The sequence below is a fragment of the Pseudomonas sp. IT-P74 genome, from assembly GCF_949768175.1.
Taxonomy (GTDB): domain Bacteria; phylum Pseudomonadota; class Gammaproteobacteria; order Pseudomonadales; family Pseudomonadaceae; genus Aquipseudomonas.
Genome location: NZ_CATKQD010000007.1, coordinates 1 through 25813, shown reverse-complemented (window position 1 = coordinate 25813; position 25813 = coordinate 1). Strand labels below are relative to the sequence as shown.

Sequence of the window (25813 nt, the reverse complement as noted above, 5' to 3'; positions counted from 1 at the left end):
TCGCGAAAAACCTGAGGCACGAGAGTGATTCAGACTTTACGCGTCATCGCTTACCTCCATCGCGAGCAATCGAGCGTCGACCGGCTGCTCCTACTTGCGCAAACGTATCAACTCCGGCAAGCCAATCTTGAGCAACCGCGCCGTCCGGCTCTTCGCCAGCTCCTCGATGCCCTCATGCTCGGTCAGGCGCGCCATCTGCGCCGCCATGTTCATCACCAGCGCTTCGCGGGAGTAAACCCCGCCACCGAGCTGGTAGGCCGCCGCGATCAGCTCCCGCAACTCCAGTGGCAGGCGCCAGCGCGTGCGCAGGGCCGAACCATAGGCCGCGCCAAATTCAACCAGCGCTTCGCCCACTTCCTCCTGCTCGTCCAGCTCGCCACCGGCCTGTTTCCACTCCTGCAAACAGCGCAGCAACGCCAGATCGCCGAGGCGATGCAACATGCCGGCGCAATAGCAACGCTCCTGATCCAGATCAAGCAGACGCGCCAAGGTTCGCGCGTATTCGGCGGTGTGCAATGACAGGTTCCAGTTACGCTCGGCATAGTCGGCCAATTGCGGGTCACTGAGCCGGGCACTGCGCTTGAGCGCCAGGCCGAGAATCAGATTCATGCTCTGCCCCGTGCCCAGGCGATGCAGCGCCTGGGACAGGGTCTGCACACCGGCGCCGTGGTGCTGGGCCGCACTGTTGGCAGCGGCGATCAGCACGGCCGTGACCTGCGGATCGGTGCGGATTTCGTCTTCCAGCACCGTCAGGTCGAGGCCATTGGGATTGAGGCTGCGCTTGACCGCTACTTGCACGTCGGTCATCAGCGGCGCGCCGTCGGCCAATTCCCGTCGACGCTCCAGAAACACCGACAGAGTCATGCCCGGCGCCAGCGACGGCACTTCGCACGAGACTTCTTCGCCAGCGTTCAGCAGCAACCCCTGTAACCGCTGGGTCAGGCTTTCCATATTCAGGGGCTTGGTCAGGTACGCGGCCGGCACCAGCGGCAAGGCCTCGCGCACGCTGGCACTGTCGTTGCGACTGCTCATCAGAATGAACGGCATGGGCGGATTGCGTTTGCGCTGACGGACGTTGCGCAGGACATTCAGGCCATCGACGCCCGGCAACTCCCAGTCGGCGATGACCAGGTCATAGGGGTTGGCAGCCAATAGCTCCAGCGCTTGCTGGCCATCGGCGCACAAATCCAGCCGCGCATCGCAGCGTACGTTCAACAACACTTCCTTGAGCAAATCACGGGACCAGGGGTCGGCCTCGGCAATCAGGACTCTTGGAACGGCGGGTAAAATGACAGTTGTCATACAGCTCTCCCTGGCAATGCAGGAACCTTAGCCAATGCTGGCCATTCGATACAGCGCTAATGCGCGGGATGTGTTTCAAGGGGCATGAAAAAACCCGCCGAGGCGGGTTTTTTGTGGATCAGGTCACACCAGGGATCAGAGCTCGGAGAAGCACTCTTCGATGATCGCCAGGCCTTTGTCCAGTTGCTCGTCCGGCGAGGTCAGCGGTACCAGGACGCGCAGAACGTTGCCGTAGGTGCCGCAGGACAGCAGGATCAGACCCTTGTCGCGAGCCTTGGCCACAACGGACGCCACGGCTGCGGCGTTCGGCTTGTGGCTGTCGCCGTTTTCGAACAGCTCGACCGCGATCATCGCGCCCAGGGCACGCACTTCACCGATCACCGGGTACTTGGCCTGGATGGCCTTCAGGCCGGTAACCAGACGCTCGCCAACAGCCTTGCAACGATCCAGCAGGTGTTCTTCTTCGAACACTTCCATCACGGCCAGGGCCGCGGCGCAAGCGATCGGGCTACCGGCGTAGGTGCCGCCCAGGCCACCTGGAGCGATGGCGTCCATGTATTCGGCCTTGCCGCACACACCGGCCAGCGGGAAGCCGCCAGCGATGGATTTGGCGAAGGTGGTCAGGTCGGCGGCAACGCCCATCTGTTCCATGGCGAAGAAAGTGCCGGTACGGCCAGCGCCAGTCTGTACTTCGTCAGCGATCAGCAGGATGCCGTGCTGGTCGCACAGGGCACGCAGTCGCTTCATGAATTCTTTAGGCGCGACGTAGAAACCGCCTTCGCCCTGAACCGGCTCAATGATGATCGCGGCGATGTCTTTCGGCTCGGCGTCGTTCTTGAAGATGCGTTCGATGGAAGCGATCGAATCGTCGATGCTCACGCCGTGCAGTTCGTTCGGGTACAGCGCGCGGAAGATGCCGCCTGGCATCAGGCCCATGCCGGCCGAGTAAGGCACGACTTTACCGGTCAGGCCCAGGGTCATCATGGTGCGACCGTGGTACGCGCCGGTGAAGGCGATCACGCCGGCACGGCCAGTGGCGGCACGGGCGATCTTGATGGAGTTTTCCACGGCTTCGGAGCCGGTGGTCACCAGCAGGGTTTTCTTGTCGAAATCACCTGGGACCTTGGCGTTGATTTTTTCGCACACTTCCACGTACGGCTCGTAGGCCAGCACCTGGAAGCAAGTGTGGGTCAGCTTGTTCAGCTGCTCGGTCACGGCGGCGATGACTTTCGGGTGCACGTGGCCGGTGTTCAGCACGGCGATACCGCCGGCGAAGTCGATGAACTCACGACCTTCAACGTCGGTTACGGTCGCGTTCTTCGCGGAGTCGGCGAAGATCGGGTGAATCTGGCCAACACCACGTGGTACAGCAGCGGTACGGCGGGCCATCAAAGAAGCGTTAGTCTTGCTCATACATTCCTCATTCACCGCTCATCGGGCGGCGTGGTTCAAGGATAAAGCGACGGGGAGCAACGGCGGCAGCATGCGATGATCGACTGCCACGGCGTTCCCGGTCACCGAGAAAATTCCGGTTTGAAGCGGCGCAAAGGGACAGCGCTCTCGTGCCCTTTGCGCTTGAAGCAATGCCGTGCCGGGCTTAGATGCCCAGGCAGAGGTATTTGATTTCCAGGTAGTCTTCGATGCCGTACTTGGAGCCTTCACGGCCCAGGCCCGAGGCCTTGATGCCGCCGAACGGCGCGACTTCGTTGGAGATCAACCCGGTATTGACGCCGACCATGCCGTATTCCAGGGCTTCAGCCACACGGAATACACGGCCCAGGTCACGAGCATAGAAGTACGAGGCCAGACCGAACTCGGTGTCGTTGGACATCGCGATCACATCGGCTTCGTCTTTGAAGCGGAACAGCGGAGCCAGTGGGCCGAAGGTTTCTTCCTTGGCCACGGCAGCGTTGTTCGGCACATTGGTCAGGATGGTCGGCTCGAAGAAGTTGCCTTCCATCGGCTTGCCACCGGACAACACGGTGGCGCCTTTGGAAATCGCATCAGCGATGTGCTCTTGCACCTTGGCCACGGCTTTTTCGTCGATCAGCGGGCCAGTGGTGGTGCCGACTTCCAGGCCGTTGCCGATCTTGAGCTTGGCCACAGCCACTTTCAGCTTCTCGGCGAACGCGTCATAGACCGAATCCTGAATGTACAGGCGGTTGGCGCAGACGCAGGTCTGGCCGTTGTTGCGATACTTGGAAATGATCGCGCCTTCGACGGCCTTATCCAGGTCCGCGTCGTCGAACACGATGAACGGCGCGTTGCCGCCCAGTTCCAGGGAGACTTTCTTGATGTCCTTGGCGCATTCCGACATCAGTTGACGACCGATTTCGGTCGAACCGGTGAAGGACAGCTTACGTACGATCGGGTTGCTGGTCAGCTCGCTGCCGATGTCGCCGGCACTGCCGGACACAACGCTGAACACGCCAGCCGGGATGCCGGCACGCTGGGCCAGTTCGGCCAGGGCGAAGGCGGAAAACGGAGTTTGCGAAGCAGGCTTGAGCACCATGGTGCAACCGGCGGCCAGGGCCGGGCCGGCTTTACGGGTGATCATCGCGGCCGGGAAGTTCCACGGGGTGATGGCAGCGGTCACGCCGATTGGCTGCTTGATCACGATCAGGCGCTTGTCTGGCTGGTGGCCCGGAATCACGTCACCGTAGATGCGCTTGGCTTCTTCGGCGAACCACTCGATGAAGGACGCGGCGTAAACGATTTCGCCCTTGGCTTCGGCCAATGGCTTGCCTTGCTCCAGAGTCATCAGGCGAGCCAGGTCGTCCTGGTTCTCGATGATCAGCTCGAACCAGCGACGCAGCTTGGTCGCACGTTCTTTGGCGGTCAGTGCACGCCAGGCCGGCAGCGCTTTGTCAGCGGCTTCGATCGCACGGCGGGTTTCGGCAGCGCCCATTTTCGGCACGGTGCCCAGAATTTCGCCCGTTGCCGGGTTGTTGACCTTGATCGTCTGACCATTGTCCGCATCAACCCACGCGCCATCGATGAAGGCTTGCTGGCGGAACAACTGGGTGTCTTTAAGCTGCATGTCGGCTTTCCTTAACAGCACCGCAACGAATGCGGAGCAAATTATGATTGTAGAAAGGCGCCTCGATAGGCTGCCGTCAGGGAAATCATTCACCGGGCTGAAGCACATAAAAAGCGCACTGATTCAAATCGTGCGGTTCAGCACCCAGACAAGAGCGTTTGAAATCTCAAACGAATCCTAGGATCAAAGGGGGTAAAGGACAATAGCCTGTTCGAAAAAAAGAACGAAAACGACGCTTTTGCCTATTTTTTCTGATCAACGTAGCAAACGCGCGTTACAGCTTTGAAAAAACGCAGGCGATTCAGCAGCATGGACGCCCGCAGTGCATATGCGTATCATGGCGCCCGCTGCACCAGTAGCTCAGCTGGATAGAGTACTGCCCTCCGAAGGCAGGGGTCGTGGGTTCGAATCCCGCCTGGTGCACCATACCTTGTAACGAGAAAGCCTCAGGCCTTATGGGTCTGGGGCTTTTTTGTGGGTGTCGTTTTCATGAATTTCACACCTCCCCGTTCAGCCGTTGCTGAATCGCCTTACCTCGATGTATTCGATCTATCCAATCCCAATCCAAAGTTTCCTTGGCCTTATCTTCTTGAGTTTGATTAAAATGATGGCACATTGCCTCAAATCACAATGGACTGTCCCTTTCGGGATTTCTTACGCTCATAGAGATATTAGAAATGATGATGTTAAAACGCTGCCTGGTGCTTTCGATTGCTGCCGTTCTTGCTGGTTGCCAAACCAGCGGTGAGGAGTATCAGGCAGATGTGTTCGACGCCAGTCAGGTCAACACTCAGCAGGAAGCTAAAACTGTCAAAATCCTTACGATCTCGCCGAGCAAGATCAAAGTCAGCAACGAAAAGAACAAAAAAGCAGCCATGATGGCGGGCGGGGTACTGGGTCTGATCGGTGGTGCCGCACTGGGCAACACTAAAAACACCGACACGGCCATTGTCGGCGGTGTAGCCGGTGGCGCTGCAGGCGCCATGGCGGGTTCGATGGTCAATGACACCACTCTGGTACCGGGCGTGCTGATTGGTTATTCGGAAAGCGGCAAGATCTACACTTCTGCCCAGGTGGGTCGCCCTTGTGAGTTCAAGGTTGGCGAAATTTCCCTGATGGTGATGACCATCTCCAACGAAACACGCATTCAGCCGAATGCGACCTGTCCAGAACCCAAGAAAAGCTAAGGGGTCGGACATGAAACATATCGTTCTGGGTTCGGTCCTCGCACTGCTCGCCATGCCGACATTGGCAGGCCAATTCGACAATCTGTATCAAATCGAACAGCAAACCAAACAGGCTGAAGCAGCCACTGAGGCCGAACGCCTGCGCCAGGCGGCAGCCGACCGGGCACGTGAGGAAGCTCGCAGCGCTGCTGATCGTCGGCAGCGGGCGGCGGCACAGCAAGCGGCGCAACAAAGGGCCCTGGAGCAGCGCAAGACACAAGAAGTTGAACATAAGCGTGTTCAAACCCGTGAAGAAGGCTTCGAAGACGAGTTGCGCGCACTGGAGCTGGAAGAGCGCCGCCTGGCACTGCAGGCCAAGCGCGCGCGCACCGCACGCGCCAACGACTACATCGATGCGGAGTTGCGTGATAGCGCGGCACGCACCGATGTGATCCAGTCTGAAGCCGACTCGGCACGCAATGTGACCTCCGGTGCCAAGTCTCTGCTGGAAGACTCCGGCAAGGCTGAAGTCAACCGTTCCGGCCGCTTGTTCGGCGAGTAATCTTCCTATCGATCGCCCCCGGACCCCGGTCCGGGGCATCCGTTATCAGAGATGAATTCATATGCTGCGTTTATGTACGCTGATTGCCGCGGGACTGCTCCTGAGCGCCTGCTCCAAAGAAGATCCCAAAGCCCAGGTTCCAGCTGTCGACCTGCACGGACGCCTGGTGGTGGACCAGGAGATGACGACCAGTCGTCAAGCCCAGGGCATCAATGGTGAATATTACAAGCGCGTCCTCACCGTTAATGGCCAGGACATGGTCTTTGCCGACTTCATCAAGCAATTTTGCTCTGACGCCAACACCCGCGACGAAACCTGCCTGAAAGCCTTTCGCATCAAGAAAATCGATGATGTCAGCGGCGCAACCAAATTTCTCCCTAATGGGCTCTGACACTAGCAAGTACGGCTCCGAAAGGGGGACGTGGGTTCGAATCTCGCCTGGGTGCCATACGTAGAAACGAGAAAGCCTCAGGTCTTAAGATCTGGGGCTTTTGTGTGTGTGTGTGTTTAAGGGCTAAGCGCCTAATGATCAATGCTGTTTTTTTCAAACAGCCGGCCAATGTCTCTCGCGCTATGCAGCACACGTTCGACCTTGATCCCATTGTCCATCAAACAGTAGAAAACCAGATATCGGCCATGGGGGAGCATTCGCAATCCCTTGGCGCAATCGTCTCTTGCAACACCCAGGTTCGGTTGATCGATCAATCGCGTGCACTGCGTGCGTAGCTCGCGCACAAACGTCCGGGCCCGTTCAGGGTTGTCTCGGGCGATAAAACGAGCGACTTGCAGCAGATCGTCCCGTGCCAATGCAGAGAAAAACAATTGCCTCATGGACGGCCTTGCTCGGCTGCTACCTCATCAATCAGCGCATCAAGCTCGGCAAACACGGTATCGGCAGCGATGGCCGGACGCGGATCGTTGCGGCTGGCTGCAATGGCTTCACGAAGTTCGGCCGCGTGTAGCCGATCCAGCAGCTGTTGATAGGCCGCGTGCGGTAAAAGATAGGCGGCAGGGCGATTGTGGTTGAGCACGGCAACAGGCTCGGAACCAGCTTGCTCGATGACAGTGCTCGGGCTGCGCTTGAGCTCCGTGATACTGACCGAACGGCTTGCAAGAAGCTGCTCCATGACGGCTCCAAAGGTACGAAAAAAAGTACCTTATAGTGCTCCATTCCCTACACGGGGGTCAACGAGTCTCCAACCGGCGCTGTCCTGGCCCACAAAAAAACCGCCGAAGCGGTTTTTTTTCACTCTGTCGTCCAGTCGAACTCGTCGTACTCATCATCGTCCTCGTCGTCCTCGAAAAACTCCTCTTCAAGGTCGTCGTCTTCAACAACGTCTTCTTCCGGCTGATTCAGCAGAAAATCCTTGCGACTCTCGGTAATCGCTCGCCGCAGTTCCTCGCCCTTTTGCGGGCAGTTGAGCATTTGGGCGATGCGGTCGATTTTTTTTGCCACGGCATCCTCCAACGCATCGGCTATGGCCTGATAGTGCGCGCTTTCGGGTCGGGATGCCAAATTCCCCGAGCGCTGCGCACTTCAGTTTATTCCTGAAAACGGTTAGCGGTGATAGCGCCGCACCACGCTGCTGTTTTTCAGCACATGGCCTTTGATTTTTTCCAGCAGCTGCGCACGGGTCAGGCCGACGGGCAAGGCGTCCGGGGCCAGGTCCAGGGCGTAGATCTGGATGATGTAGTGGTGCGCGCTGTCGCCAACGGGTGGGCAGGGGCCAATGTAGCCGGTGGTGTTTTTGCTGTTGGTACCGCCGACACCTTCGAGGCCGGGTTTGCTCCCGGCGCCGGCCGGGATCTGGTGGATGCCGGCCTTGATGCCGTAATGCACCCACTGATCGATGCCCTGGCCCTTCTGGCCGTCCGGGTCGTGCATGACGATGGCGTAGCTTTGGGTGGCTGCCGGGCCGGCGCTCCAGTTCAATGCCGGGGAAATGTTATGCCCGCCACAGCCGGCGGAATCGCTGGCGGCGGCCGACGTGAACAGACGGTCATCGGAAACCCCGGGAATGTTCAGGGTGAAACGTTCCTGGGCCTGTGCCGGGAACTGCACGCAAAGGGCGACTGCCAAGGCCGCGAGCCAAGGGTTCATTGAGGTCAATCGGGGCATACCGGAGCACCTTGTGCGTGTTGGGCCGTCGTCGGCGTGCAAACTATAGCCGGACCGTTAACGCCGTGGCAGGGGCAATTGGCTGAACCTCGCGATAAGTACCAGACTCATAAGTGAAACGTCTGTCTGGAGAGCGATCATGACTCTGCATCGCGTTGCGCGTGTCGCCAATGTGCCCGAAGACCGGGGTCTGGAAGTGCAGGTCCAGGACAGCAAGATCCTGCTGTTGCGGGCTGGTGAACAATTGCGCGCTTATCAGGCCGAATGCCCGCACGCCGGAGCCCCGCTGGCGGACGGGGCGATTTGTCATGGACGCCTGACCTGTCCGTGGCACAAGGCGCAGTTTCGAGTCGAGGATGGCGGGCTGTGTGAACCGCCAGCCCTGGACAGCCTCAAGCGCTATCCCCTCGAAGTCCGTGACGGCGACATCTGGGTCGGCGATCAGCCGATGCCAGGTGCCCACCCACCACCGGCCGACGATCCACGAACCTTCATCATTGTCGGCGCTGGCGCCGCAGGCACGGCAGCGGCAGCGTGTTTGCGCGAGAAAGGTTTCGGCGGCCGGTTGCTGTTGATCGACCGCGAAGCCGATGCCGGATACGACCGTACCGCGCTGAGCAAATACGTGATCGCCGGAGAGATGCCGATGCACGAAGTCCCACCGCTACGCGACGAGGATTTTTACCACGCGCAGCGGATCGAGCGCCTGCGAGGCGAAGTGGCAAGCCTGGACGCGCCAAACCGGACGCTGCGGCTGACTGACGGCCGATCACTGACATACGACGCCGCGCTGCTGGCCACCGGCGGCGTACCCAATTCGTTGACACTGCCCGGCGCCGAACTGCCGCAAGTGTTCGTCCTGCGTTCCAAAGCCCATGCGCAACAGATTCTGGACAGCGCCAGCGCCGGCCAGCGGGTGGTGATCATCGGCGACAGCTTCATTGCCATGGAGTCTGCCTCGTCCCTGCGCCAGCTTGGCCTGCACGTGACCGTGCTGGCCCGCCACGAAGTGCCGTTTGCCAAACAGTTCGGTGACACGGTCGGCAAGGCGATTCGCGCGCGGCATGAAGCCAATGGCGTCGTGTTTCATACCCGGGGCAATGCGGTACGGATCGAAGGGACGAACAAGGTCGAAGCCGTGCGCCTGGACAACGACCAACGCTTGGCGGCCGATCTGGTGCTGGTCGGCATCGGCGTCACGCCAGCCACTGCGGCCTTTACCGGGTTGCCGCAAGAGCAGGATCACTCGCTGCGTGTCGACGGCACAATGCGCGTGACAGACGATCTTTGGGCGGCTGGCGATATTGCAACGTTCCCGCTGAACCACCAACACCTGCGCATCGAACACTGGCGACTGGCCCAACAGCAGGCGCGGATCGCCGCAGCCAACATGCTGGGCGGTGACGAGCATTACCTCGACGTGCCGTTTTTCTGGACCTGGCATTTCGGTAAAACCTACGACTACCTCGGCCACGCCGAGGCTTGGGACGAAGTCGAGTTCAAGGGCGACCCTTACGATCCACCGTTCATAGGCCTGTACGGAAAAAACGGTGTGGTGTCGGCGGCGGTGGCCTGCGAGATGGACCGGGCCATGGCGATGCTCGCCGAGCGAATGAAACAACCGTTGCCCTGGGAAGAGGCATGGCGCCTGATCCGTGACGTTCCCTAGAGGACAGCAAAACGCCCGGCCCCTGCGCGATGCAGAGGCCGGGCGTTGCAGGGTTAGCAGTCGCCGTTATTCGGTGGCACCGGCATCTGCGAACTTGCTCATCACAAAACTGGCAAACTCTTCGACGGTCATTTTCTGGCCGTTGAAGTCCACCTGATTGTTGGCGTAACGCAAGTTGGTGACGATGTTATTGCCGTCCAGTTTTGCCAGTTGGCTGCCGACCGCCATGCTGCCGAACATGTCCGCGGTGGCGGTGGCCTGGTCGGCAATCAGCTTGGCGTCGGTCTGACCGTCGATTTGCGATTGCACGGTGAGCACATCGACCAGCATGGCTTTGGACACTTGCAGTTTGAAGTCCAGCAGAGCGATCAGCTGCCTGACCAGTTCATCAGTCGGCAGATCGATGGCTTGCGGCTTGGTCAGGTCCAGCACCATATTGGCGCGGCTCTCACCGTTGGCGGTGTTGAACGACAGGTTTTCCAGGGCCACTTGTGGTCCGGCCGCCAGCAGTTTTTCCAGGCTGGACTTGAGCAGCGCTTCTTCGGCTTCGGTCAGTTTCAGCTCCGGCGCCGGCAGGCCGGCCGCCGCCGCTTCGGCCGCCGCCCTTTCATACGGCTGCAGCTTGCTCTGGTAAACCTGCATCAACGACAGGGTGGCCGGAATGTCGAGGTTCTTCAGGCTCATGGCCAGCGCACCGGAGCCAATGGTCTTGCCGTTGAGGGACACGTCGCCGACCTTGTAATCGGCACGCCCGGAGACGTTGCTGCCCTTTTCTTCGGTCAGGTTCTTCATTTCGAACTTCTTGAAGTCCAGCACCGACTGCTTGACGCCGAAGGTCGATTTGCCGCTGGCCAGTTCAACGACGTTCTCGCCGGTGTAGAAACCGTAGGTACTTTTTGTCAGGTTGCTGGCCAGGGTCAGGCCGTTCAACTCAACCTGCACCGGCGCCAGGTCTTCGGAAACGGTGGTCACCTTCAGGCTGTCCATGTAGCCGTTGGCCTTGACCTTTTGCGCCTTGGCGCTGGCGTCGACGTCCATGCTCAAGCCGGAGAACTTCATGCTCGACTTGTCATCCAGGGCCATTTCCAACGGCTGCAACTCGAAGGTGCCATTGGTAGCGTTGTCATAGCCGATATTGACCACGCCGGTCAGCGGGGACTTGTCCTTGGCGGCGGCAAACCACTTTTCGGTGAACGGGGTCTTTTCCAGCTCGTAGTGACTGGTCGCCAGGACCGGCAGCCACTTGAGCGACATCAGGCGCGAGAACGGCAACGGGCCGTGTTCGATGTGATCGACAAACAGCAACTCGACCGGCGCTTCGCCGAACATTTCGCCTTCGCCCTTCAGGCGATAGTGCGCGGTGCTGCTGAATACATGACGGTCCAGCGACACCAGTTCCAGCGACGCGGTGCCGTTGGAACCGACCATCGCCGCCTGCAATTCCTTGTTGGCATCGGCAATCGAGGTGTTCAGCACACCTTCGATTTTGGTGCCGGTGAACCAGGCTCCGCCTGCGCTGATGGCACCGATTGCAACAACAATTGCGAGTAGCACGCCTGCTGATTTATTCATGTATGACCCGTTCAATGTCCGTTGTTGAAAGTGAGGTCGTCTTCCCTGAACCCATGACGGGTTGCGGCTCGACTGCGTTGAAAGTGAATAGCAGATTAGCACCGGGCGCGACGAACGGCCCAATGATTAAAGGTGAAAGAGTGTCTTGGAGGGTGTTCGCGAGGCTGGAGTTATTCGCAGTCAATGCAATTGCCATCGCGAGCAGGCTCGCTCCTACAGGGGAATGCATTCCAATGTAGGAGCGAGCCTGCTCGCGATGGCGATCGAACAGCCCATATCAACTCAAGAGTATTGGACCTCTATCTCATCCAATTGATGATCGAAGCTTTTGAGCCGCGCAGTCCAGGTGTACACCAGCACTTCGAAGTCGCGGTTGATCACCGCACCGCCCGTCACCTCCGCACGCGGGTCGCAGACGTCCAGCTGATAGCGCTCGCGGGCCATGGCCGTGGCGACATCGGCCAGTTCCCGGGCATTACTGAGCCAGTGCCGACCGTCATCAGCCACCTGCCGATCCAGGGCCAGGCATTGTTTTTTCAGATTTTCGAGGCTTTTTTCCAGCGGCGTGCCGGTCAATTCGCCCATGACTTCCTGAAAGGTGCGCCCCGGTTGCCAGTAACTGCCCCAGAAATAGCGGTCGAACACCGTTTCGACACGACGCAACGCCACCTTGGTATCCCAGATCAGGACCAGGGTCTTGCCTTGTTCAAGTTGTCTTTTCTTGATGCGTTGGTTCTGGACCGAGGCCCAGGCCACTACCGCAATGGACATCACCGCAATCAGCGCGACGGCACTGTCGAGGAACACCAGAGCCTTGTCGATCTGGTGGGCCAGCATGATGCCGTAGAAATAGGCGGCCGACAGCAGCACCAATGCCACGATGGCGCACCAGAAGCCGAGAGCATAAGGGTTTTTCATTATTGGTTTCCCCCTGACCTGCGCGAGCCTTGTGCGAAGAAAGGACGCTTCGCACGGGGCGTCCCTCCAACACTTCAAAGCATAGCAACGGCCTCAGGGTTTGCCGGAGTTCGACGCTTGCGTTCGTCCGCTTTCCCATCCGCCGCCCAAGGCGAGGAATAAATCGATCTGACTGGCGGCAACCTGGGTGTTCGCGGCCGCCAGTTGCGCCGTGACGTCGATGTAGGTACGGGTGGCCTGCAGGTCCGCCAGGAACGAGGCGCGGCCGGCCTGGAAGAAGCGGTGGGTCTGGTCGGCCGCCAGTTTTGCCGATTGTTCGGCGTCCGCCAGTGCGTCGCGGCGCTGCAGCAATGCCGTGTACTGGGCCAGGCCGGTCTGGGTCTCGCGAATGGCGTTGAGCACCACCCCATCGAAATGCGCCAGGGTCGCCTGGGTCACCGCTTCGGCTTCGCGGATGCGCGCCCGGGCGCCGTTGGTCGGCACGTTCCAGGTCAGCGACGGACCGAAGCCCCAGCGGTTGGTAGACGGATCGCCCAGATCATCCAGGATACCGACTGTACCGATGGTCGCGCCGATGCTGATGTTCGGGTACAGCTCACCCGTGGCGACACCAATGCCGGCCGTCGCGGCCGCCAGCCGACGCTCGGCCTGCCGTACATCGGGACGACGCTTGAGCAACGCGGCGCCATCGCCCACCGGGATCAATTGCACGATTTTTGGCAGCTCGTCGCAGGTGGCGGTGCCGGCCGGCAGTTGGTCCACCGGCTTGGCCAGCAACATCGACAAGCGATACAGCCCGGCCTGACGAGCGGCTTCATAGCGCGGCATGTCGGCGCGCAGGGATTTGAATTGGGTCTGCGAGCGGGTGACCTGGGTTTCGTCGCCACGCCCGGCATCACGCAGACGCTGGATCAGCGTGGTGCTCTGGGCTTGCAGGTCGAGTGAATGCTGGGCGATTTCCCGCTCTTCATTGGCCGCGCACACCTGGGTGTAAGCGCGAACCACGTCGGCCACCACGGTGATGCGTGCAGTATCGGCGGCGGCCTGCGTCGCATCGGCATTGGCCTTGGCCGCTTCGATGCCGCGCTGCAAGGTGCCGAACAGGTCGAACTGGTATGACGCGCTGATGCCGATATCGCCGATGTTGGCCACCGGCACTTTTTCCGGCAGCAGGAAGGCCTGACCTGACTCCTGCAAGCGCTGGGCGCCCATCTGCACGCCGCCGCTCCAGCCACCCGCCGCTTGCGCCTCATCAACCTGCGCACGAGACCGCGACAAACTGGCCGCCGCCACGCGCAAGTCGGTGTTGGAGGCCATGGCCTGCTGCACCAATTGGTCAAGTCGCGGGTCCTTGTACAGGCGCCACCAATCGGCCGGCACCGGCGCGGACACCACCGTTTTACCGTCGACCGCCAGATTGCCCTGGAAGTCTGGACGATGGACAGCCGCCTCCTCAGGCAAATGATAATCCGGCCCAACCATCTGACACGCCGACAGCAGCAAGCCTAACCCGGCGACCGCCAAACCCGAGGCCTTGCTCATTGCGCCAGCTCCCGCTTCTGATCGTCGATGATCGATACCGTAGCGGTGCGCCCGGCGATCATGCGGAAATCTTCCGGCACGTCGTCGAAGGCGATCCGCACCGGAATCCGCTGGGCCAGCCGCACCCAGCTGAAGGCCGGGTTGACGTTGGGCAGCAGGTTGTTGCCGCTGGTGCGGTCGCGGTCTTCGATACCGGCGACGATGCTCTCCACATGCCCGCGCAGGCGTGCATTGTCGCCGATCACCCGGATGTCGACGCTTTGGCCGATATGAATGCCGTTCAGTTTGGTTTCTTCGAAATAGCCATCGATATGGAACGAGTTGCTGTCGACCACCGACAACACCGGACGCCCGGCGCTGACGAACTCCTGGGTCCGTGGCGCACGATCGTTGACGTAGCCGTCCACGGGGCTGCGGATCACCGAGCGGTCGAGGTTGAGCTGCGCGCTGTCCACCGCCACCTGGGCTTCCATCAAGGCCACTTGGGCGCGGGCGACTTTCGACTGGCTTTCTTCCAATTGTTCACCCGGCACCAGATTGCCGAGCCCCTTGTTCCGCTTGGCCTCACGCTGGGCCTGGGCCAGGGTTTCTTCGCGGTCGGCGACTGCCGCTTTCGCCTGGCGCAGGGCCAGCCTGAAGCGGTCCGGATCGATGCTGAACAGCACCTGGCCGCGCTTGACCAGCTGGTTGTCGCGCACCTCCACTTGCTGGATCAGCCCTGAGACATCCGGCGCGATTTGCACGATGTCGGCACGGATGTGCCCATCGCGGGTCCAGGGCGCGAACATGTAATACATCACCATGCGCCAGACCACGACAACGGCGAAGGTCACGATCAGCAGGGTCAACACCACGCGACCCAGGGTTAGAAACGGTTTTTTCATGTCATCAGGTATCGACTGAGTGAGTCCACGGCGCCAAGCAGCAAGGCGTAGAGGGCCACGTTGAACAATGCCCGGTGCCAGACCAGACGGTAAAAGTGCAGGCGCGTCAGCACCCCGTGCACCAACAGGTACAACACATACGTAATGCCCATCAGCACCAGCAGCGTGGGCAGGAACACCCCGCTCAGATCCAGGTCACCGATCATAAAGGCGCTCCATCAATGCCATGGGGAAGCGGTTCTTCGGGCTCGGCGGCACCGACGAATTCGACGCCGGGCAAGAGTGCCAGGCGCAGGCCGCTCAGGGCGTGCAGCAGATGCCGACGGGTTTCATCATCGCCGGCACCGCTGAGGGCGCGACGCGTGCGGTCGAGGGTCATCAGCAACGGGCTCGGTGCCTGCAAGCGTTCACCGGCCTTGAGACAGGCCTTGAAGTACTCGCCAACCTCGGCCACCACCTGACGCAGCAGCACCTGCGGCACACCAAGGACCCGGGGCGTATAGGCGAGCAGGTCCAACAGATTCAGCGCCACCCGCACTTCCCGCAGCGCCACGCCGGAGTCCTGACCGGTCATGGCCAGGCGCGGCAGATGCTGCATCAACCGATCGAGCATCCGTATACCCAGAAGCCGATGCTCGGACAACGTCGCCGGCTCGGAGAGGCTGACGATGTCACGCCAGCTGAAACGGGTCAGGCGCTTGGCCGCCAGTTCGGCACCGAACGGCCGGGCGATCAGCGTCCAGATGAACGCGAACAGCAGCCCCATGGGACCGGCCAGGTTGGAGTTGGCGAAACTGAGGAAGTCCGCGTCGTAAGCGCCCTGAATACTGATGAACGACGAAGTGTTAACCAGGGTCAGCAGCATGCCCAGGTAGAACTGCGGCTTGACCGTCAGGGTGCCGATGCAAATGAACGGCACGGCAAACGCCAGCACCAGCATCGGAAAGTCATGCAGGTTGGGCAGCACCAGAAACAGATAAAGGCTGGCGAACACCACCGACATCGCTGTCCAGAAAAAGAACCGGTAAATCTGCGGTGCCGGGTCGTCCATCGAGGCAAAGAAACTGCACGCTACCGCCGCCAGAATCACGGCGCTGCCACCATCGGTCCAGCCGAGCAGAATCCACAGCACCGAAGCGACGATAATCGCGGTGACGGTAGAGGCCGCGGAATAAAACATCAGGCCGCGATCCAGGAATGGAGACAGTCGCCCCAGCCGCCAGTGCCGATACACCGCGCGCCAGCTGTCCTGGCTTTCACACTGGATGGCATATTGCAGGCTGCGGCAGTCCTGCCACAAATCGATCCACTCGCCGAGACGATAAATGGCGTTGGAGAACAGCAGTTGCTTGCGGTCATCCAGCGCTTCGGGAGCCGGTTGCAGAGCCTCAAATTGATCCTTCAGGGCTTGCCAGCGGTCGAGATCGGCATCCTTGTGCTCGAGCCATTCGGTGGTGGCGACCAGCAACGGCGCGAATTTGTCCACAAGCTCAGGAGTACGCCGTTCCAGGGCATAAAGCGCGTCGTCGAGGGCATCGATCACTGGCAGCAGGTGAATCATCCGTCCGCGCAATTCCTTGGTGTTGCGTACTGTCTGCGGACGCGAGCCTTCGTGGGGCAACTGGCCGATCATCAACTCCAGGGAGTTGAACGTGGCGACCATGGAAGCCCGCAACGCGCTGACCTCTTCAGGCTGCACGTTGCGGCTGAGGAAGCGCAGGCTGTAGGTCGATGCATCGGTAAACCATTTGTTCACCGAATCATTGAACACCGGCGCCAAACGCCGGGGCCAGAACATCGCACCGACCACCGCCGCCACGGCGATGCCGAGAAAGATTTCTTCGGTCCGCGCTTCAGCCACGTCCCACACCCCCAGCGGGTTGTTCACCACCGGCAGGGCAATCAACGGCAAGGTGTAGCCGGCGAGCATCAAGGCGTAGTTGTTCGCAGTGCGCAAATGCAGGGACAGAAACAGCAGCGTCCCGGTCCACAGCGCAATCACCACCACCAGTACGTAAGGACTTTGCACGAACATCGGCACGAACAGCACCGCCGCCGCAGCGCCGATAAAGGTGCCGACCGCCCGGTACAGCGCCTTGGAACTGGTAGGGCCGAGAAACGGACTGGAAACGATGTACACCGTGGCCATCGCCCAGTACGGACGCGGCATTTGCATGAGCAGGGCGATGTACAGCGCGATCATTGAAGCGGCGAAGGTGCGGACTCCATAGAACCAGTCCCGCGCCGGGGGCATGCCCGAGAAAAATCCGTTCAAGAGTTGGCCACCGATGGCGGCGTGGCCGCTTCAAATGCTCTCAATACCCGCAGCGTAGCTTCCAGGTCACTCGGGGCAATGCCTTCAAGGACTTCGTGGCGCAAGCGCACCAGCTCCACTTCGACCGCCTGCACCAGCTCCCGACCGGTGTCGGTCAGGCTCAGGCATTTGGCGCGGCGGTCCTGTGCATCTTCGGTGCGGCAGACGTAGCCACCATGGCACAACTGATCGAGCAGGCGTACCAGCGACGGGCTCTCCATCCCTGCTGCCTGGGCCACCGTCACCTGGCGCACACCTTCACCCAGACGCCCGATCATCAACAGCGGAACGGCGCAGGCTTCGGAGATTCCATAGTTGGCCAGCGTGGTCTGGCAGATTTTGCGCCAATGCCTGGCGGCCACCACCATGGCGCTGCTGATGTTCATCTGGAGAACGTCGAGGTTATTCGGCACGAGGGGAAATACACACTGTTAGTTTGCTAACTATCAATATTGCATTGGAGAGGATTTTCCGTCAAGTTTTGAAACATATTGGCTTCCATCCGTCGCGAAGCCATAGGGGATGAACCAGACTCCATACTGAAGATGTATATACTTTGTCAGTACGACAATCGAGAAGACAGCCATGTCGAAACAAGCCGTTTTTACAATGAAACTTGAGTCTGAATTGCGTGAACAGTTCATGGCCGAGGCAGAAGCCGCTCATCGCCCCGCCTCGCAGATCGTCCGGGAAATGATGCGTCAGTTTGTTCAAACCCAACGGGAGTCTCGCGAGTACGAAGCATTCCTGCAGCGCAAGGTCGACACCGCACGCGCTTCGATGCGCGCCGGCGACGGGCTGACAAATGATGAAATCGAAGCAGAGTTCGCTGCCAGGCGCAGGCGGGCCGAGCTACAGGAATGAAAATAATATGGACGAAAGAAGCAGCACAGGACCGTGCAGACATTTGGGATTACCTGCATGCCGTTAACCCGAAGGCAGCCATCGACATGGACAACCGGTTCAGCGATGCGCTATCCCGGCTTGCCCAATACCCGGAAAGCGGCCCAGCCGGGATCATTTCAGGCACTCGCGAGCTGATTCCACATCAGAGTTACCGCATTGTTTATGAACAGGGACTGGACGCCATCTGGATACTCGCCCTGGTCCATACATCCCGACAGTGGCCGCCCGGACGATGACGACTCACACCCCCCGCCCCTTCCTCAACAGCACATCCAGTTGATCCACCACCTCCGCCCAATCCGCGTCGTCAAGTATCTCCTCACGCAGAAGCTCCGCCTGACTGGGGCTCCAGAAAAATGCATCCGCAAGGTGCAACTCCGGTTTGAGCGGTGAATGGGTGGCGATGAATTTATCGATGCTTTCGGCGTCGTCCGGCAGGCCGAGTTGCTTGAACAGGGAAGGAAGGTTGTGGGTTGGGCTTTCCATGACGAACTCCTGATGACCAATTTAGGGACCGCTGCGCGGTCATCGCGAGCAGGCTCGCTCCCACAGGAAAATGCGTTCTCCCTGTGGGAGCGAGCCTGCTCGCGATGACGTCAGCACTGACGAAAAAAACTCAATGACTCAACTCCCGAACCTCGGCATGGGGCACCATTTTCAGAAACTCGGGCATGTCCATGCGCACCAGGTTGACATGGTTGCCGGCCTCCAGATAGATGTCTTTCTGCCGGGTCAGCAGCGGATCGATGACCACCTCCAACCCATAGGACTCACCCAGCGCCGGTACGGCGCCGCGTTCGCAATCATCGAACAGGTGCGCCAGGTTGCTTTCGCGGGAAACCTGCCACTCACCGCTGCTGCGGACTTTGCTCAGGTCCAGGTGACGGCTGGCGGGCAGCACGGCCATCAGGTAATGCCCATGGTGATCGTCGAGGATCACCGATTTGGCCACCCGTTCGGCAGGAATACCTGCGACCCGCGCCGTTTCAAGGCTGCTGGCCGAGTGTGGGTGGCTGACGATGTCATATTCGCATTTAGCCTTTTCCAGGCTTCGCTGCACGGTTCTTGCCATACGCATGATGCACCTCCGTGTCCGCAACAACCGCTGACGGACGCTGGTTAACACTTCTTTTGGTACTGAAAGTCTAGGCCCGCTGACGCGTTCCGGCGGGAAATCCGCCCATCGGCCACCGACGACAATTGAGCAAAATTCATATAACTCGCCGGTCAACTAAACTGTCTACAGAGCTACCCAAGACTCTCCCGGAGGGTCAAGTGAACACGCGTTGCTGTGCAGTTGCGTTGCTGTTGGCGTTGAGCGGATCGGTCTGCGCCGCCGACACGGTTGTGGTGCTGGTGCCCAACCCCATCGGGATCTGGTTAATCACCTTCGGCATCGCGTTCCTGATCGCCGAGGCGGCCCTGCCCAATTACGGCGTGATCGGCCTGGGCGGCATCGTGATGTTCGTGATCGGCGCGGTGATCCTGTCCAATACCGAAGTGCCCGTGCCGTTGATGATCGGCCTGGGACTGATCAGCGCACTGTTGCTGATCTACCTGGTGTATCACGCCCTGAAGACCCGACCGCGCCACACTGTCAGCGGTGATGCCGGGCTGGTCGGCAGCGAAACGCCGGTCATTTCAGTACAGCTCGGCAACGCCTGTGGCGGCTGGGTTCATCTGCAAGGAGAACGATGGCAAGTGCTCAGCGCAACGCCGCTGCAACCGGGACAACAGGTACGGGTGGTGGGGCGCAAGGGCTTGCTGCTGCAAGTGGCCGCGGCTGACGCGGCGCCGGGCGGAGAATAGTCATGGGTTTGCAATTGGGTCTTGTCGCGCTGCTATTGTTGATCATCGCACTGGCGGGGTCGACGTTCCGCATCCTGCGCGAGTACGAGCGCGGGGTAGTGTTCCAGCTCGGGCGTTTCTGGCAGGTAAAGGGCCCTGGCCTGATCCTGCTGATTCCGGTGGTCCAGCAAATGGTCAGGGTCGATTTGCGCACCGTGGTGCTGGACGTGCCGCCGCAAGACGTGATCACCCGCGACAACGTGTCGGTCAAGGTCAACGCGGTGCTGTATTTCCGCGTACTCGATCCACAGAAGGCAATCATCCAGGTCGAGGACTTCCTGGCCGCCACCAGCCAATTGGCGCAAACCACGCTGCGGGCGGTGCTGGGTAAACACGAACTGGACGAACTGCTGGCCGAACGCGAACGCTTGAACCTGGACATCCAGCAAGTACTCGACGCCCAGACCGATGCCTGGGGCATCAAGGTCGCCAACGTCGAGATCAAACACGTGGACCTCAACGAATCGATGATCCGTGCCATCGCCAAACAGGCCGAAGCTGAACGGGAACGGCGAGCCAAGGTGATTCACGCCGAGGGTGAATTGCAGGCCTCGGAAAAACTCATGCAGGCCGCCGAAATGCTTGGCCGCCAACCGGGGGCCATGCAACTGCGCTACATGCAGACCCTGAGTTCGATTGCTGGCGACAAGAGCTCGACCATCGTCTTTCCGCTACCGATCGAGTTGCTCAAGGGCATGGCGGATTTGTCGTCGAAATCCTGACAGCCTCCGCCGTTTGCGTCCTCAGATCAACGCGCCGGGGCATGAGCCACCGGGACCGCAATATCACCCGCCGCCCAAGCCGCTTCGCGGTTGGCCAAGGCCGTGGCGATCGACTGGACTTGCGTCGATTGCACCTGATCCGGCAGCGGATCGAGGCCGGCGCTGGCGAAAATTTGCCCATAGGCGTTGCGCAAGTCGGCGTACGACAGGTCTCGACGCAGGTCGGCCTGCAAGGTGTTGAGTTCGCCCTGGATCAGATCCAGTTCACCAATGCCGTCCGCCTGGTGACGATTGCGCAACTGACCGACGATTTGCCCGTCGATGTCCGACAATTGCTGATTGGTCTTGAACTGGCGCAAGGCCTCGCGGTAATTGGCATTGGCCACATACAACTGCGCCAGCACCGCAATCGACATCGCCTGACGGCGCGCGGTAGCGACTTCTTCACCAGCCTTGGCCACGTCGATCGCCGCGGGAGCCGAGATCACATTGAACAGGTTCCAGGTCACTTTGACGCCGTAATCGGCCCAGCCTTGCTCCACCAGGAACGAGTTGCTGTCGTAATGTCCGCCAGCGGAAAACTCCAGGCCGGGCAGCAGGCGCAACATGGCTTTGCGGGTCTCGGCCGCGCTGATGCGGGCCTGGTAATCCTGCTCGCGCAGTTCCGGGCGGCTGGTCAGGGCTTCCTGTTCGAGAGTGGCCAGATCGACCTTGAGTTCGGGAATTTCATAACCGTTATCAGTCGCCAGGGTCAGCTCGGTCCCCAGCGGCAGGTTGATCAGGGTCGCCAGTTCGGTCTTCGCCAAAGACAAGGCACGGCGCTGTTCTTCCAGTTGGCGTGTCGCTTCGATCAACGAACGCTGATAACCAAGGGCCTGCACCGGATCGCCAATGCGTTGCTGGCTCATGCTCTGGCTGTCGTTGCGCGCGGTTTCAACCCGCGCCATCAGGCTGTCGATCTGCGTGAGCAGGCGTTCGGCGGCCATCGCCCGCCAATACGCCGAACGCACGTCCTGGACGATGGTGTTGATCACCTTGCGCCGGCGTTCCTGAACGATCAGGCGCTGGTCGCCCTGCTGCTTGGCGCTGATGTAACTGACACCAAAATCGAGCACGTTCCAGACCATGGTCAGGTCCGCTACATCACGATCGCGGTCCTGGGAGGTCGAAGGCTCCAGGGACTGTGTGCCGGTGCGCACACTCTGGCTGCTGGAGGCGTTGACGTTGTTGCGGCCCACGTATCCGGCGTCCAGCGCCATGCGCGGCAGCATGTCGAAACTGGCGAGGTCGAGCTGACGCTTGGCCAGGGCTTCCTCCATGATTTTCAAGCGGCCTTCGAGGTTGTACTTCACCGCACGGGCCATGGCCTGGTGCAAGGTCAAAGGGCCGCCAAGAGGTTCCTGCCCCTTGTACATGTTTTGCAGGTCACTTTTGGCCCGCTGTTCACTGACACTGCGTTCGATCGGCTCACTGGTGACTGCGCATCCGCTGATCGCCAGTGCCAGCAGACTGGCTCCAAACAACTTATGACTTCTATTCATCCTTGCATCGCCCCTGGGTGCCGCATCAAAAGTGAAAGTTCTCTTCAGGCCTGCATTTCGCTGATACCGGCCAGTTTCAAAGCGGCGGCCAGGTTGGCGACCTGCTGCTGCTCGTTGTCTTTGAGCTGTTGCAATTGCTGACCCAGGGTCGGTGCGCCAAACACCCCGCGCAGGCCCTGGGAAACATCGCCGGACTTGATCGACTGACTGCCGAAGGCGTTCAACGAATCGCGTTCGCTACTGCTGTCCTGATTGAACAGGCTCGACAGCGTGCTGGTGCTGAATACACCGCCGTCACCGCCACCGAAACCGAGGAAACCATTCCCCGAACCGTCGCCACCGCCGTCAGTGCTGCTGAAAACCTGTGCGATGAAACTCGGGGTCAATGCCCCGTGGTTCATGAAAATATCGCCCAACGGCCGGATACCGTTGCCGATCACCCGTTGCTCGAACAACGGCTGGAAGGTCAAAGGAGAAGTGAGGTTGCCCGTCGGAGGCGTGAAAATGGTCGGTTGCAGCGGCACGTTGGGCACATCGGGCAGCGTCACCGGGGTGCTGCTTTGGAACTCGGGGTCTACCGTCACGACGACAACCGATGAGGTCGGCACCGTGTTGATGACAAAGTTGTCGGATTGGCTCACGCCGCTGCCACTGTTACCGGCCATATCGCTGATACCGGCGCGGTCGATGCTGATCGCGTTGCTGGCGATATTGACGTTGGCCGTCGGCGTCAGCATCGCGGTCCAGGTCTTGCCGCCGTCGCTGCTGCTCAGGTCGGACAAGGTGCCGTTGGCAATGCTGATGTCGGACAAATCAAAACCGCGGACCGCTTCGCTGAAGGTGATGGTCACCTGCGAGGTCTGGCCCACGCCCAGGTTCGGATTGGCGATCACCACGGTGGCGGTCGGCAGTTCGCTGTCGAGGGTGTAATTGTTCGACACCGCCACCGTGTTGCCCGTGTTGCCCATCAGATCTGTGACGTTGCGGGTGTCCAGGGCGATGAAGTTGCTTGGGTCGGTGACATTGGCTGTCGGCGTGAACGTCGCCGTCCAGGTCTTGCCGCCATCGCTGCTGCCGAGGTTGCTCAGGTCGCCGTTGGTCACGCTCAGGTCGGACAGATCGAAGTTGCTGACGGCCTCGCTGAAGGTGAAGGTCACCGTAGTGGTCTGGCCGATGCCGAGGTTCGGGTTGGCAACCACGATGTTCACCGTCGGCCGGGTCGCATCGAGCGCGTAGTTGTTGGAGATGGCGATACTTGCGCCGACGTTGCCGGCAACGTCCTGCACGCGACCGGTGTCGAGCACGATCAGGTTGGTTGCGTCGTTGATATTGGCGGTGGGCGTCAGGGTCGCGGTCCAGGTCACGCCGCCGTCGCTGCTGCTCAGGTTCGACAACACGCCGTTGGCAACGCTGATGTCCGATACGTCGAAACCGCTCACCGCTTCACTGAAGGTGATGGTCACGGTGGTGGTTTCGCCGATGCCCAGTTGCGAATCGGCAACCACAATGGTGGCCGTCGGCAGCACGGTATCGATGGTGAAGTTAGCCGAGCTGCTGATGCCGGTTCCGGCATTGCCCGCCAGGTCGAACACCCCGGCGTTGTTCAAGCTGATCAGGTTGGTCGTGTCCTTCACATTGCTGGTGGGCGTGAAGGTCGCTGTCCAGGTCACACCGCCGTCGCTGCTGCTCACGGCACTCAATGTGCCGTTGGGAATGGTCAAGTCACTGTTGTCGAAACCGCTCACGGCCTCGGAGAACGTGATGGTCACCAGCGACGATTCACCGGCCACCAGCGAACCGTCGGCGACCACGATGGTGGCGGTCGGGCTTTGGGTATCAATGGCGTAGGTATTGGAGTTGACCGTGCCGCTGCCGGCGTTGCCGGCTACATCCTGCACGCCCGCCGAGTTCAGCGCGATGGTGTTGCTGGTGTCGGTGATGTCGGCCGTCGGGGTGAAGGTGGCAGTCCAGGTGATCCCACCGTCGCTGGAACTGACATTGCTCAGGGTGCCGTTTGCGATGGTCAAGTCACCGTTGTCGAAACCGCTCACCGCTTCGCTGAAGGTAATGGTCACCAATGAGGTTTCGCCGGTACTCAGCGCTGTGTCGGCGACCACGATGGTGGCGGTCGGCAGCACCGTGTCGATGGCAAAACTGTTCGAGTCGGTGGTGCCCGACCCCGCGTTACCCGACCCATTGGCCACGCCGCTATTATCGAGCGTGATCAGGTTACTGGCGTCGGTAACGCTTGAGGTTGGCGTAAAGGTCGCCGTCCAGGTAATGCCGCCGTCGCTGCTGCTGACGTTGCTCAATGTACCGTTGGCGACGGTCAGGTCGGCGTTGCTGAATCCGCCGACTGCCTCACTGAAAGTGATGGTCACCAGAGAAGTTTCGCCAGCCTTGAGCGCGGTGTCGGCGATCACGATGCTGGCGGTCGGCACGCTGGTTTGCACCAGGTAATTCGCCGAGTTGGTCACCCCGCTCCCGGCGTTGCCTGCCGCGTCGGTGACATTGGCGTTGTCCAGGATGATGAAATTAGTGGTGTCGGTGATGCCGGCGATCGGCGTGAACGTCGCGGTCCAGGTAACGCCACCGTCGCTGCTGCTCAACCCGCTCAAGCTGCCATTGGCGACGCTCAGATCGGAACTGTCCAGACCGCTGACCGCTTCGCTGAAGGTGATGGTCACCAGGGTCGTTTCGCCGGGACGCAGGTCGGTGTCGGCCATGACAATGGTCGCGGTCGGGCGTTGGCTGTCGATCGCAAAGTTGTTCGAGTCCGTGACACCACTGCCGGTGTTGCCCGCCGCATCCTGCACACCGCTGTTATCGAACTGGATGAGGTTGCTGGTGTCGGCGATACCGGTCAGCGGTGTCAGGGTAGCCGTCCAGGTGATGCCACCGTCGCTGCTGCTCACCGCACTCAAGGTGCCATTGTCGATGGTCAGGTCGGCGTTGGTGAAACCGCTCACCGCCTCGGAGAAGGTGATGGTCACCAGCGAGGTTTCGCCGACGTTCAGGGCAGTGTCGGCGACCACGATGGTGGCGGTCGGGCGCTGGGTGTCGATGGCGAAGTTGTTCGAATCGGTGGTACCGCTGCCCGCGTTGCCGGAGGCGTTCTGCACACCGCTGTTGTCCAGGATGATCAGGTTGGTGGCGTCAGTGATGCTGGCGGTCGGTGTGAAGGTTGCCGTCCAGGTGACGCCGCCATCGCTGCTGCTCACCGCGCTCAGGGTGCCGTTGGCGATACTCAGGTCGGCGTTGCTGAAACCGTTCACCGCCTCGCTGAAGGTGATGGTCACCAGCGAAGTTTCGCCGACGTTCAGGGCAGTGTCGGCGACCACGATGGTGGCGGTCGGCAGCACGGTGTCGATGGTGAAATTGGCGGAGTTGGTCGTGCCGGTGCCGGTGTTGCCCGCCAGGTCGGTGACGCCGGTGTTGTCCAGGGTGATCAGGTTGGTCGAATCATTGATCGCGGAGGTCGGCGTGAACGTTGCTGTCCAGGTGATGCCGCCGTCGCTGCTGCTCACCGCGCTCAACGTGCCGTTGGGAACACTCAGATCCGCGTTGGTGAAACCGCTCACGGCTTCACTGAAGGTGATGGTTACCTGCGTCGTTTCGCCGGCACTCAGGGTTGAATCGACCATGACAATGGTCGCGGTCGGACGTTGGCTGTCGACAGTGTAGTTGTTCGAATCCGTGGTTCCGCTA

General features: G+C 60.5%; 26 protein-coding genes and 1 tRNA gene. 9 read left to right on the top strand and 18 right to left on the bottom strand.

The window, feature by feature from the left end:
* Positions 1-90: 90 nt before the first annotated feature.
* The 3 genes from ACM6J5_RS06595 to gabD all read right to left on the bottom strand — a co-directional run bounded on the left by ACM6J5_RS06595 (position 91) and on the right by gabD (position 4342).
* Positions 91-1302, bottom strand: a complete 1212-nt coding sequence (locus ACM6J5_RS06595) for a response regulator (RefSeq protein ID WP_095945011.1) — start codon at positions 1300-1302, stop codon at positions 91-93.
* A 135-nt stretch (positions 1303-1437) separates the two neighbouring features.
* Entirely contained in the window at positions 1438-2715 is a 1278-nt protein-coding gene (gene gabT, locus ACM6J5_RS06590; RefSeq protein ID WP_007994487.1) for a 4-aminobutyrate--2-oxoglutarate transaminase, read from the bottom strand.
* A gap of 184 nt (positions 2716-2899) precedes the next feature.
* A complete protein-coding gene (gene gabD / locus ACM6J5_RS06585) occupies positions 2900-4342 on the bottom strand; it encodes an NADP-dependent succinate-semialdehyde dehydrogenase (RefSeq protein WP_095945012.1) in 1443 nt (480 codons plus the stop codon).
* A 349-nt stretch (positions 4343-4691) separates the two neighbouring features.
* On the opposite strand from gabD, the gene ACM6J5_RS06580 reads away from it, so the two are divergent.
* From ACM6J5_RS06580 to ACM6J5_RS06565, 4 genes are all read left to right on the top strand, one after another.
* Positions 4692-4768, top strand: a tRNA-Arg gene (locus ACM6J5_RS06580).
* 251 nt (positions 4769-5019) lie between these two features.
* Positions 5020-5529, top strand: coding sequence for a hypothetical protein (locus ACM6J5_RS06575; RefSeq protein WP_095945014.1), 510 nt, complete (start codon positions 5020-5022; stop codon positions 5527-5529).
* Positions 5530-5539: 10 nt separating this feature from the next.
* Positions 5540-6070: a DUF5384 family protein gene (locus ACM6J5_RS06570; protein ID WP_095945015.1), complete on the top strand. Its 531-nt coding sequence runs from the start codon at positions 5540-5542 to the stop codon at positions 6068-6070.
* 61 nt (positions 6071-6131) lie between these two features.
* Positions 6132-6461 (top strand): hypothetical protein, encoded by a 330-nt coding sequence (locus ACM6J5_RS06565; protein ID WP_095945016.1) that lies wholly within the window; start codon positions 6132-6134, stop codon positions 6459-6461.
* A gap of 131 nt (positions 6462-6592) precedes the next feature.
* Here ACM6J5_RS06565 and ACM6J5_RS06560 read toward each other — a convergent pair whose 3' ends face one another.
* The 4 genes from ACM6J5_RS06560 to ACM6J5_RS06545 form a co-directional block, all read right to left on the bottom strand.
* Positions 6593-6901 (bottom strand): type II toxin-antitoxin system RelE/ParE family toxin, encoded by a 309-nt coding sequence (locus ACM6J5_RS06560; RefSeq protein WP_414928038.1) that lies wholly within the window; start codon positions 6899-6901, stop codon positions 6593-6595.
* Positions 6898-7197, bottom strand: coding sequence for a type II toxin-antitoxin system Phd/YefM family antitoxin (locus tag ACM6J5_RS06555; protein WP_414928037.1), 300 nt, complete (start codon positions 7195-7197; stop codon positions 6898-6900). The genes ACM6J5_RS06560 and ACM6J5_RS06555 overlap by 4 nt, the downstream gene beginning before the upstream one ends.
* 119 nt (positions 7198-7316) lie before the next feature.
* Entirely contained in the window at positions 7317-7586 is a 270-nt protein-coding gene (locus ACM6J5_RS06550) for a hypothetical protein (RefSeq protein ID WP_223530029.1), read from the bottom strand.
* A 42-nt stretch (positions 7587-7628) separates the two neighbouring features.
* Entirely contained in the window at positions 7629-8189 is a 561-nt protein-coding gene (locus tag ACM6J5_RS06545; protein ID WP_414928036.1) for a YbhB/YbcL family Raf kinase inhibitor-like protein, read from the bottom strand.
* A 139-nt stretch (positions 8190-8328) separates the two neighbouring features.
* Here ACM6J5_RS06545 and ACM6J5_RS06540 point away from each other — a divergent pair, with 139 nt between their 5' ends.
* Complete coding sequence (locus ACM6J5_RS06540; protein WP_414928035.1) at positions 8329-9858, top strand: FAD-dependent oxidoreductase; 1530 nt, start codon at positions 8329-8331, stop codon at positions 9856-9858.
* 66 nt (positions 9859-9924) lie between these two features.
* On the opposite strand, the gene ACM6J5_RS06535 is transcribed toward ACM6J5_RS06540, so the two are convergent.
* The 7 genes from ACM6J5_RS06535 to ACM6J5_RS06505 form a co-directional block, all read right to left on the bottom strand.
* On the bottom strand, positions 9925-11430 hold the full coding sequence (locus ACM6J5_RS06535) for a YdgA family protein (protein ID WP_414928034.1): 1506 nt from the start codon (positions 11428-11430) through the stop codon (positions 9925-9927).
* 282 nt (positions 11431-11712) lie between these two features.
* Positions 11713-12348, bottom strand: a complete 636-nt coding sequence (locus ACM6J5_RS06530; RefSeq protein ID WP_095945020.1) for an NADH:ubiquinone oxidoreductase subunit N — start codon at positions 12346-12348, stop codon at positions 11713-11715.
* Positions 12349-12441: 93 nt separating this feature from the next.
* Positions 12442-13890 carry an efflux transporter outer membrane subunit gene (locus ACM6J5_RS06525; RefSeq protein WP_414928033.1) on the bottom strand — a complete coding sequence of 483 codons (1449 nt, stop codon included), beginning with the start codon at positions 13888-13890 and terminating at the stop codon, positions 12442-12444.
* A complete protein-coding gene (locus ACM6J5_RS06520; RefSeq protein WP_414928032.1) occupies positions 13887-14774 on the bottom strand; it encodes an efflux RND transporter periplasmic adaptor subunit in 888 nt (295 codons plus the stop codon). Before ACM6J5_RS06520 ends, ACM6J5_RS06525 begins: the two co-directional genes overlap by 4 nt.
* Entirely contained in the window at positions 14771-14980 is a 210-nt protein-coding gene (locus ACM6J5_RS06515; RefSeq protein ID WP_007987399.1) for a DUF1656 domain-containing protein, read from the bottom strand. The genes ACM6J5_RS06520 and ACM6J5_RS06515 overlap by 4 nt, the downstream gene beginning before the upstream one ends.
* A complete protein-coding gene (locus ACM6J5_RS06510; RefSeq protein WP_414928031.1) occupies positions 14977-17049 on the bottom strand; it encodes an FUSC family protein in 2073 nt (690 codons plus the stop codon). Before ACM6J5_RS06510 ends, ACM6J5_RS06515 begins: the two co-directional genes overlap by 4 nt.
* Positions 17046-17474: a MarR family winged helix-turn-helix transcriptional regulator gene (locus tag ACM6J5_RS06505; protein WP_191628414.1), complete on the bottom strand. Its 429-nt coding sequence runs from the start codon at positions 17472-17474 to the stop codon at positions 17046-17048. The genes ACM6J5_RS06510 and ACM6J5_RS06505 overlap by 4 nt, the downstream gene beginning before the upstream one ends.
* 199 nt (positions 17475-17673) lie before the next feature.
* Between ACM6J5_RS06505 and ACM6J5_RS06500 the strand changes: the two genes are divergently transcribed.
* The gene (locus ACM6J5_RS06500; protein WP_095945025.1) at positions 17674-17952 is read left to right on the top strand and encodes an antitoxin of toxin-antitoxin stability system; all 279 of its coding nucleotides are present in this window, start codon (positions 17674-17676) and stop codon (positions 17950-17952) included.
* Positions 17949-18230, top strand: a complete 282-nt coding sequence (locus ACM6J5_RS06495; RefSeq protein ID WP_095945026.1) for a type II toxin-antitoxin system RelE/ParE family toxin — start codon at positions 17949-17951, stop codon at positions 18228-18230. Before ACM6J5_RS06500 ends, ACM6J5_RS06495 begins: the two co-directional genes overlap by 4 nt.
* A 4-nt stretch (positions 18231-18234) precedes the next feature.
* On the opposite strand, the gene ACM6J5_RS06490 is transcribed toward ACM6J5_RS06495, so the two are convergent.
* Positions 18235-18480 carry a DUF2789 domain-containing protein gene (locus ACM6J5_RS06490; protein ID WP_095945027.1) on the bottom strand — a complete coding sequence of 82 codons (246 nt, stop codon included), beginning with the start codon at positions 18478-18480 and terminating at the stop codon, positions 18235-18237.
* A gap of 130 nt (positions 18481-18610) precedes the next feature.
* Complete coding sequence (locus ACM6J5_RS06485) at positions 18611-19072, bottom strand: aminoacyl-tRNA deacylase (RefSeq protein WP_095945028.1); 462 nt, start codon at positions 19070-19072, stop codon at positions 18611-18613.
* A gap of 197 nt (positions 19073-19269) precedes the next feature.
* Here ACM6J5_RS06485 and ACM6J5_RS06480 point away from each other — a divergent pair, with 197 nt between their 5' ends.
* Both ACM6J5_RS06480 and ACM6J5_RS06475 read left to right on the top strand, forming a co-directional pair.
* On the top strand, positions 19270-19803 hold the full coding sequence (locus ACM6J5_RS06480; RefSeq protein ID WP_414928030.1) for an NfeD family protein: 534 nt from the start codon (positions 19270-19272) through the stop codon (positions 19801-19803).
* Between the two features lie 2 nt (positions 19804-19805).
* A complete protein-coding gene (locus tag ACM6J5_RS06475) occupies positions 19806-20564 on the top strand; it encodes a slipin family protein (protein ID WP_095945030.1) in 759 nt (252 codons plus the stop codon).
* 26 nt (positions 20565-20590) lie between these two features.
* On the opposite strand, the gene ACM6J5_RS06470 is transcribed toward ACM6J5_RS06475, so the two are convergent.
* Together ACM6J5_RS06470 and ACM6J5_RS06465 are read right to left on the bottom strand one after the other, a co-directional pair.
* Positions 20591-22105, bottom strand: coding sequence for a TolC family protein (locus ACM6J5_RS06470; protein ID WP_150673737.1), 1515 nt, complete (start codon positions 22103-22105; stop codon positions 20591-20593).
* Positions 22106-22149: 44 nt separating this feature from the next.
* Positions 22150-25813, bottom strand: a 3664-nt coding sequence (locus ACM6J5_RS06465) for an Ig-like domain-containing protein (protein WP_414928029.1), incomplete at its 5' end; no start/stop codon positions are given.